We start from the raw sequence: 9,520 nt of genomic DNA, 5'->3' as shown, positions 1-9,520 counted from the left end.
AATGTAAGGTCGCGCATAAAGTCGGACCTATCATCACCAGTCAGAGACCGTCAGGCGGCCCTCGCCGGAGGAATACCCTAATTGTGGGAGGAGTGCCGAAAGTCCCATCCTGACGGCTACGATTAAAGTCGCTGTTGCGAGCATGGTACCTTCTGGGAAGGCAAGCTGTCACCGGTGATGCGCCAGCGCCATCCCGCGGGCAAACGGCTGTTTGTCGACTATGGCGGCACCACGATTGACGTGGTCGACCCCAAGACCGGCAATCCTCGGGGAAGCAGAACTGGTACGCTTGCGGATTCTTGCGCGTCTGGCGCAGTTCCTAAAGTGACACGGTGCCAAGCGAGGAAACGCCAAACATCGTGCCGCGTTTCTCGGCCGCCGCAGTGACGGCGCATTCCCCGCTGGTGGTGGAACAGCCGTTGCAGGGCGGTAGGCGAACAGTTGACCCGCATGTCCCCTCGCTCAGGAACCGAAGGTCGAAGCTGTCGAAGGCGCGGGTGTTCTCCCTCAGTGTGGCCTCAACATCGACCCCGCCATCAATGCAGTTGAAGATCGGCCCGGGCAACCGGCGCCTCGCGAGGCGCCGGAAGTTCTGGAAGTTGTGACGATCCTCAAGTCGCAGGGCGCGCGTCGATCAATACGCTACTGCAGGCAGCCAGGTGGCGAGTGTGGGCCACAGGAAGACCAGCGCCAATCCTGTCAGCTGCAGGAGCACGAAGGGGATGATGCCCCGATAGATGTTCGTCAGCTCGATCTCCGGCGGGCAGACGCCCTTGAGATAGAACAGCGCGAAACCAACGGGCGGTGTCAGGAAGCTGGTCTGCAGGGTCACCGCGACCAGGATCACGAACCAGATCAGCGCCGGTTCATCCAGAACGCCGAACCCCGGAATGTCCATTCCCAGCCCGTTGATGATCGGCCGCATCAGCGGTAGCACGATCAGGGTGATCTCGATCCAGTCCAGGACGAACCCCAGCAGGAAGACGATGAACAAAATGAACAGGACCGTACCGTTGGGGCCAAAGCCGGTGCTCTGCACCACGTGTTCGATCAACTCATCGCCGCCCAGTTCGCGCAGGACATAGGAGAATACTGTCGCCCCGAGGAAAATCGCGAAGATGTAGGCGGTGGTGTTGAAGGTCGAGACCAGGACGTTCCAGAGCTTGGCAAAAGTCATCTTGCGATAGCCGACGGCGAGCAAGGTGGCCCCGAGCGCACCGATTCCGGATGCCTCGGTCGGGGTGGTCAGGCCGGCAAAGATCGACCCGAGCACCGACAGGATCAGCAGTAGTGTCGGCACGACCGCGATCGCCACGTCGCGCACAGCTGCCCAGTCCGGGCGTTTTGCGCCGTCCGGCACCGGGGCCACATCGGGTTTCACCTGAGCCAGGATAAAGATGTAGAGCAGGTAGAGCACGCCGATGATGATCCCCGGGAACACGGCGGCCATGAACAGGTCTCCGACCGAAAGAGCCATCTGGTCGGCCATGATGACCAGCATGATCGACGGCGGGATCAGGATGCCCAGAGTGCCGGACGCCGACACCACACCGGCGGCCAGCTCAGGCGAGTATTTCTGTTCCATCATCGAAGGCAGCGACAGCACACCCAGCAGGACCACAGAGGCCCCGATGATGCCGGTGGACGCCGCGAGGACGATACCGATCAGCGTGACGGTGATAGCCAGACCGCCACGCACTGTGCCGAACAGGCGCTGCATCGAGGTCATCAGGCGCTCGGCGACGCCGCTTTCGTCCAGCATCAACCCCATGAAGATGAACATTGGCAGAGCAACCAGAACCGCGTTGGACATGGTGGCGTAGACACGGTTCACCACTGCGCCAAGGGTCAGATAGTCGAGCCCGGTAAAGGTGCTCTCCATACCGGTCCACAGCATCAGGTCATTGTCGAACAGATAGGCCAGCCCGCAATAGGCGACACCTACCCCCGCCAGCACCCATGCGACGGGATATCCGGAGAACAGGAGCGCAATGAACGTCAGGAACATCGCGATGACGAGCTTTTCCTCTGTCGTCTCGACCAGGAAGGTCAGTGCGGTGCCGATCACGGCGAAGCAGAACAGCACCAGCAGGACGCGACGCAGCTTGGCGCCCGAACGCTCGGTCGCCGGGGCCACCCAGAGCGCGTGCACATCGTGGATGAGGCGGGCCAGCGCGGCCAGAGCCAGGAGGATGAAACTGGCCGGGATCACGGCCTTGAGCGCCCAGCGTGCCGGCAGTCCGGTGGGGCTGTCGGAGCGTTCGTTGACCCGGAGGCTTTCGAAGAAGTAGTCCGACCCCTGATCAATCATAAGGTAGATGAACGGAACCAGAAGGGTAAGGATCCCGATGATCTCGATGATCCGCTGGGTCCTGCGGCTGAGTTGCATGTGAACCAGGTCCACGCGTACATGGCTGTCGGTGACCAGGGCATAGGATATGCCGACCATGGTTACGAGGCCGTAGAAATGCCACTGGATCTCGTCCAGCTTGGGATAGTTCTGATTGAGAACGTAACGGAGCGCCACCTGTGAGAAGATCGCGGCGATCAGCAGGATGTTTGCCCACATCACCACATGGCCAACCGTCTTCACGAAGGTGTCGATCATGACCGCAATGCGCTGATTGTCGGTCTCCGGATGCTCAGTGATGTGCTCGTATGTCTCGACCGGATCGTTTGTCGGGTCAAACTGGTCTGCCATGTTAATTCTCCTCCGATACCTCACTTGGGCATCTCATCGGGTCCAATGTGCGGAAAGGCGCGGTCAGAGCCACTGCAGTGCGCAGCTCTGACCACCAATCACCGCCGACTTACTTGCGCGGAAGGAACGCGTTCTCTTTCCAGACCGTGTAGCCGTCGCGGAACTCGTTCATGTCGTTCAGGACCTTGGCGAAATACGCGTCGTTCGCGGCTTCCTCCTCGGCGACCTCCATCCACGTGGCGCGGAAGATCTCCAGCATCTCGGGCGACCACTGCTTGATGGTGACACCGTTGTTCTCGACGTTGTCGATAAGCACGTCGTGCTGGATCGCTTCACCTTCAGCAAAGCTGTCGGCCATCGAGGCCTTGCAGGTGTTCTCGATGATCGCCTGATGAGTTTCGTTGGTCTCGTTCCAGACGTCCTTGTTCACGAGCAGTTCGAAAACGGTCGCCTGCTGGTGCCATCCGGGGAAGTAGTTGAACTTCACAAGCTTGTGGAAGCCAAGACGCGCGTCGATGGCGGGCATGGAGAATTCGGTGGCGTCAATGGCGCCCTTCTCCATCGCCGGGAAGATCTCGCCGCCGGGCAGCAGGGAGGTGGCAACGCCGAGCTTCTGCATCACCTTGCCGCCAAGACCGAAGAAACGCATCTTCAGCCCGTCGAGGTCTTCGGGCGTGTTGATCTCCTTGGCGAACCAGCCGGAGGTCTCGGGCGCGATGATGGCGCAGGGAATGACGTGAATATTGAAGCCGGCCTGGTCGTACATCTCCTGGTAGAGCGCCCTGCCATTGCCGTAGTACAGCCACGCCATGTATTCCCCGGCCTCGGGGCCGAACGGTACGGCCGAGAACAGCGGCGCTGCCGGGATCTTGCCGGCCCAGTAGCCCGCCGTGGTGTAGCCCGAGTTGATCTTGCCCGACGACACGGCATCAAGGATCTCGAACGGCGGAACCAGCTTGCCCGGCTCATAGATCTTCATCTTCAACGTCCCGCCGGACATCAGCTCCAGCTGTTCGGCAACACGCGGGATCGGCGATCCAAGGCCCGGCAGGGCGGTTGAGAATGCGATCGGGGTTTTCAGCAGCAACTTGTCAGCAGCAACCGCCGGAGCGGCGATCAGGCTCGCGGCCAGAGCAATGCTCGTCAGGGTCTTGTTCATGGTGTCTCCTCCAGTTTCGTCAATTCGTCAGGGCAAGGTTTTCCCAAAAGCGGCGCGGATGGTCCGGCGGCCCGATTGGTCAATAACATTTACCACTGCATCAAGTCCACAAGTTACTTTACCACTAGGCCTTGAGGCCAAAACAAACGTCGCTACATGTTCCAGTTGCCCGGTACCGAGACGCCAGACAACTTTGGTGTTTCTCTCTTGTTTTCAATATATTTTTAGCGCTACCACCTGCCTGCCCTTCCCCGAAAGGACTCCTTGATATTCCGTCTGATATGGTTATGTTACTTAACCACTGACATCGCGGCTTCATTGGAAAGGAGCGTGAAAAATGCCTACGAATTCGATTTTCGAACCCGTCGGACACGAATCGCTCGCTGACGCGGTCGTTGCCCAGATCGAGGAGCTGATTGCCTCGGGCATACTCAAGCAGGGTCGCAAACTGCCATCCGAGCGCGACCTGGCCGAGCTATTACGCGTGTCCCGTCCCAAATTGCGCGAAGCGCTGCAGGTTCTCGAAGAGCGCGGTCTTGTCACCACCAAGCACGGCGAAGGCAGCTTTGTTGCGCCGCTGACCGGCCAAGCCATGTTGCCCGCTCTGCTGGCGCTTTACGGGCGTCATGAACCCGCATTCTTCGACTATCTCGAATACCGTCGCGCACAGGAGGGGTTCGCCGCCCGGCTCGCTGCGCTTCGCGCCACCCGCGCCGACAAGGAGCGGATTTCCGAAATCCTGGCGGACATCGAACGAGCCTGGACGGAACAAGATGCCAAGCTGTCCCGCGAGGCCGATTTGGCACTGCACACCGCAATTGTCGACGCCAGCCAGAACGCGACGCTGATCCACATGATGCAGACAATCTTCAATCTCACGCAGCAGGGCGTCTTCTACAACCGCGATTTCCTTACATCGATTGACGGCTCCGGCCGCAAGCTGCTTGAACAGCATCTGGAGCTTGGCCAAGCGGTGATTGCCAGTGACCCAAAACGGGCCGAACAGGCCGCATATGATCACATCGACTTTGTCGAAAGCTCATTCCGGCTTGGCATCGAGCAACAACGCCGCGAAGCCATGGCCGAAAAACGCAGGTTGGTGGAGAAATAGGCGCAATATCTTAAGAGGCCTTTGAAGAACTCCAGCCTCGTCGCCTATCGCGGAACATGATTCATAGGCTCCACTGGATGTATGGAGGTGGCGATGCGTGGATCGGACGCTGCGGCAGGGTCGCTGTTCAGCTGCGTGGATCTCGAGGATCGCATTCCCGCAAGGCATCCGCTGCGCAAGGTCAGGTCCGTCGTCAACGACGCGCTGCGTTCCCTGGATGCTGAGTTTGATCGGCTTTATGCGGGAGAGGGCCGTGCCTCGATCGCACCGATCCGATCCGAGCGGCAGTTCATGGCGCAGATGGACTGCAACCTGCTGTTCCGTTGGTTCGTGGGCGTTGATCGTGCAGACCGACCTCGCGCAAGCTGACGGTCACGCCGAGCGCCGTGCCGCCATCGACATGCTCCACCGGCATTCACCCCGAGCGGCACGGCGCCCGGCCCTCGCTGCGGATCGTGGTGATTACAGCACCGACTTCGTTGCCGAACTGCGCCAGATGGTCGTCACACCGCACGTCGCCCAGACATCCCGTAATTCAGCCATCGATGGCCGGACCACCCGACACCCCGGCCATGCAAAATCCCAGCGGCTTGAGGCCGGAAGAGCCGCCCAATGCCCACTTGCCCACGCACAAGAACCCGCAAAGCCCGCCGCACCGGGAAGACGTTCCTTGCGGCAGGGTTTTTCAGCGGTCTGTTAAAGCGGATGCTTCATCTTCAGAACGTTGCCTCCACACACCGGATACCCAGCGGTTGGAAGCAGCCCTTCGACACGACAGCTCGGAAAGACGGCGCCGCGCCCGAAGCAGCCAAAAGCCAAAGGCGGCACTCCAATACTTGCCAACTTTCAGCGTTGCTATCGGCGCAAGGCGCTCTGTGGTAAACTTGGCGCGTTTAGACGGAGGGAAATCACGATGGAGTACTATGACCTCGGCGATTACACTCGGAAGATCTCAACGTCGTCAGATAGCGCTCAGATGTGGTTCGACCGGGGCTTGGCATGGACATATGCCTATAATCACGAAGAGGCGATTGTTTGCTTTCAGAAGGCTCTTGCCGCCGACCCCGACTGCGCGATGGCGCATTGGGGCATCGCGTATTGCATCGGACCGAACTACAACAAACCCTGGGAAACCTTCGAGGACGACGAGAAGCCCGACTGCATCGCGTTGGCAAGAGGTTCAATCGATGCCGCAACCGCGCTTCTGGATCTGGTGACCCCCATTGAACGTGCCCTGATCGAGGCAATTCCGGCCCGCTATCCAACCTCGTCAGATATCGAGGATTTCAGCCCCTGGAACGACGCCTTCGCGGCTGCAATGCGGAGAGTTCATGCCGAGTTCAGCAACGACCTGGACGTGTGTGCCCTCTTTGCCGAGTCGATCATGAACCGGACACCGTGGCAGCTTTGGGATCTGCCAACCGGAAAACCCGCCGAAGGCGCGGACACGCTTGAGGCAATCAGCGTGCTCGACACGGCGTTCTCCACGCTTCCCGGCGCATGGAAACACGCCGGACTTCTGCACATGTATATCCACCTGATGGAAATGTCGCCGCATCCTGAACGCGCGCTGCGCCATGGCGATGTGCTCAGCACCCTGGTTCCGGACGCCGGGCACCTTCTGCATATGCCGACCCATATCGACGTTTTGTGCGGCGATTACATGAACGTGGTGCTTCGCAATCAAACGGCTATCATTGCCGACCGGAAGTTCCTGGAGCGCGAAGGCCCGGACAATTTCTACTCGATTTATCGCTGCCACAACTACCACTTCAAGATCTACGGCGCGATGTTCCTGGGGCAACCCGGGGCAGCGTTGGAAGCCGCAGAAGAACTGATTGCCACATTACCCTCGGAGACTCTTCGCCCCATGGCCGACTGGTTCGAAGGCTTCATCCCGATGAAGCAACATGTTCTGATCCGGTTCGGACGCTGGCAGGAAATTCTCGATCAGGATCTGCCGGCCGATGAAGAGCTTTTTTCCGTCACCATCGCCATGATGCGGTACGCGCGAACGGTTGCCTTGGCGAACCAGCACAAGATCACCGACGCCGAGATCGAAAAAGCCCGGTTCTATGACGCTTTGGAGCGGGTGCCTGAAACCAGAATGCTGTTCAACAACACATGCCGCGACATCCTGAAGGTTGCCGAGCAGATGATGCTGGGTGAGCTTGCCTACCACAAGGGAGAGCATGAGACCGCTTTCGAACACCTGCGCAGATCGGTCGAGATTGATGACACGCTGCCCTACGACGAACCCTGGGGTTGGATGCAGCCCACCCGCCACGCGCTCGGCGCTCTTCTTCTTGACCAGGGCCAGACGGAGGAGGCGGAAAAAGTCTATCGCGCCGACCTTGGTCTGGATGCAACGCTTAGCAGGGCCTGCCAGCATCCAGGCAACGTCTGGAGCCTGCACGGCTTGCACGAATGCCTGACCCGGCGCGGTGAAACAGCCGAAGCGTCCCATATCAAACGACAACTGGACAAGGCCACCGCGCGGGCCGAGGTGCCGATCAAGGCATCATGTTATTGCCGGCAGAAGGCTTTGGCGGCCGAGTAATCGACCACCAGACGGACAGCGTGGGCCAATTGCAACGTCCACTTTGTTGGCAAACTACACGTTCACGCTGGCCGCAGCATCGGTAAAACCAGGGCTCGGAGCAGGCCTGCGGCGGCGCGGCATGATGATATTGGCTGCCGGCAGAGGGCTGGCGCTGTGGCGGAAAGTGGCGAAAGGGAGGATTCGTCATGGCTACTGCAAGCCTTCCCGCCAGTCGTGCTTGTCGCCCTGCGTGGAACAGGGGCCGCATCGTGGGCCAGAAACGGCCACTGATACCAAAACATGTCTGGACGATCCGTGTCCGGCTTGAGATCGCCGAAAATGCCCGAGATCCGGCGCTGTACAACCTCGCGATCGACAGCAAGCTTCGTGGGTGTGATCCGGTGAAACTCCTCGTCGCGGATGAGCGATGCGATGCGGGCCCAAGATCGCCCGCTTTCATCGTGACCTGCGAAGAGCGCTTTTTTTCTCATCAGGGCAATTGGGCGGATCAGATTCTCGACGCTGTTGGAGTCGATTTCGACGCGACCGTCGTGGAGGAAAGTCTGCAGCCCGTCCCAATAACGGTGGATACAGGCGAATTTCTCGCCCAAGCGGGACTTTGACGAGATACGCCGACGTTGTGCCTGCATCCAGTCGCCAAAGTCGGCAACCAGTGGTGCGGTTCGGGTCTGCCGGGCGGACAGGCGCTGGCCGGGGCCCATGCCACGGATCTCGGCTTCGATCCGGTAGAATTCCGCTATCCGGCGCGGGCCCTCGGCGACGATCTCGGAGCCGTCGCGGTCGAAGATCTCCTTCAGCTTCCTGCGCGCATGGGCCCGGCAATGAGCGACAGTGATCGGTGCGCCGCCCTTTCGGGTTGGTCGGGTCCGCCGATTGTAGCCCTGGTAGCCGTCGAGTTGCAGGACGCCATCAAAGCCCGTCAGGATACGTTCCGCTTTTTGGCCGGCGCGGTCGGGGGCATAGGTGAAGACCACGCCGGGCGGGCCATCTCCGCCCCATCCCCGGTCGTCCCGAGCCAGGGTCCAGTGATAACCGGTTTCCGTTCGCCCCCGACCGGGATCGAGGACCAGGGCCGTGGTCTCGTCCATGAAGAGCATTGTGGATGCCTTCAGATGCTCGGCCAACGGATCCACGACCGGGTCAAGGTGGAACGCGGCGATGCCGATCCAATCGGCCAAAGTGCTGCGGTGGAGATCGATCCCGGAGCACGCCAGGATCTGGCTCTGGCGTTATAAAGGCAAATGGTCTGAGAATTTGCTGACCGGCACATGGGCAACGGCGCCCTCGGTCGGCAGGCCGCCTTCGATCAGGTGGCTGGTTGCCGGTGCCTGGGTCACGCCCTCGGCGCAAGCTCGGCAGGCGTATTTTGGACGGACAGTGACGACGACCTGCAGTTGCGCCGGCACGATATCCAGCCGTTCGGTCCGGTCTTCTCCGATCCGGTGCATCTTCCGCCTTGTGAAACGAGGCGGCCGCAAGGAGATGCAGATGCCGGATGGGGCATCTGGGCACAGCAAGATGGACAATACGTTGGTCAAAGCGCTGGCTCGGGCGTTCCGCTGGAAGCGGATGCTGGAGTCAGGCGAGTTCACGACCATTGCCGAACTGGCCACGCATGAAGGGATCGCACCGTCCTACATGACCCGCGTCCTGCGCCTGACACTGCTCGCGCCCGATATCGTGGGGGCAATTTTCGACGGGGCGCAGGGATCGGACGTGACGCTGGCGCGGCTGCTCGAGCCGTTTCCAACCGAGTGGGTGGAGCAGCGCGTTCAGCTCTCTCGAACGACGTAACCGGCCCTCAGCAGACCTTCACTGTCGCTTTGCGATGCTGCGCGGCAGCATACATTGCGGACACCCGTCTATCCTGCAGCGACCTCAGAGTGTCGATGCCTGCAACGCAGGTCAAACTGGCCTGCTGCCGGTTTCGTGGACACCGAGATAAGGTGTTTATGAAACTGGAGAATCTACATGACAAGAAGGATG

Annotated in this window: 5 protein-coding genes and 3 pseudogenes; 5 read left to right on the top strand and 3 right to left on the bottom strand. The window is 60.2% G+C overall.

Features of this window, described 5'->3' with window-relative positions; all coding sequences use genetic code 11:
* Positions 1–634 precede the first annotated feature (634 nt).
* Together AB0T83_RS19705 and AB0T83_RS19700 are read right to left on the bottom strand one after the other, a co-directional pair.
* On the bottom strand, positions 635–2,701 hold the full coding sequence (locus AB0T83_RS19705; RefSeq protein ID WP_366194914.1) for a TRAP transporter large permease subunit: 2,067 nt from the start codon (positions 2,699–2,701) through the stop codon (positions 635–637).
* A gap of 109 nt (positions 2,702–2,810) precedes the next feature.
* Entirely contained in the window at positions 2,811–3,860 is a 1,050-nt protein-coding gene (locus AB0T83_RS19700) for a TRAP transporter substrate-binding protein (protein WP_366194913.1), read from the bottom strand.
* Between the two features lie 337 nt (positions 3,861–4,197).
* Between AB0T83_RS19700 and AB0T83_RS19695 the strand changes: the two genes are divergently transcribed.
* The 4 genes and pseudogenes from AB0T83_RS19695 to AB0T83_RS19680 all read left to right on the top strand — a co-directional run.
* Positions 4,198–4,971, top strand: coding sequence for a FadR/GntR family transcriptional regulator (locus AB0T83_RS19695; protein ID WP_366194912.1), 774 nt, complete (start codon positions 4,198–4,200; stop codon positions 4,969–4,971).
* Positions 4,972–5,064: 93 nt separating this feature from the next.
* Positions 5,065–5,560 (top strand): annotated as a pseudogene (locus tag AB0T83_RS19690) (transposase); the annotation flags it as partial.
* A 324-nt stretch (positions 5,561–5,884) separates the two neighbouring features.
* The gene (locus AB0T83_RS19685) at positions 5,885–7,531 is read left to right on the top strand and encodes a hypothetical protein (protein WP_366194911.1); all 1,647 of its coding nucleotides are present in this window, start codon (positions 5,885–5,887) and stop codon (positions 7,529–7,531) included.
* Between the two features lie 188 nt (positions 7,532–7,719).
* Positions 7,720–7,935 (top strand): annotated as a pseudogene (locus AB0T83_RS19680) (integrase); the annotation flags it as partial.
* Here the strand turns inward: AB0T83_RS19680 and tnpC are convergent.
* Positions 7,903–8,982 (bottom strand): annotated as a pseudogene (gene tnpC / locus AB0T83_RS19675) (IS66 family transposase); the annotation flags it as partial. The pseudogenes AB0T83_RS19680 and tnpC overlap by 33 nt on opposite strands.
* Before the next feature lie 40 nt (positions 8,983–9,022).
* Here tnpC and AB0T83_RS19670 point away from each other — a divergent pair.
* Entirely contained in the window at positions 9,023–9,328 is a 306-nt protein-coding gene (locus AB0T83_RS19670) for a hypothetical protein (protein WP_435891200.1), read from the top strand.
* The last annotated feature ends 192 nt before the right edge of the window (positions 9,329–9,520 follow it).

The sequence above is a fragment of the Meridianimarinicoccus marinus genome, from assembly GCF_040689105.1.
In the GTDB taxonomy this organism is placed as follows: Bacteria; Pseudomonadota; Alphaproteobacteria; order Rhodobacterales; family Rhodobacteraceae; genus Meridianimarinicoccus; species Meridianimarinicoccus marinus.
This window is presented reverse-complemented; position numbering and strand designations above follow the sequence as displayed.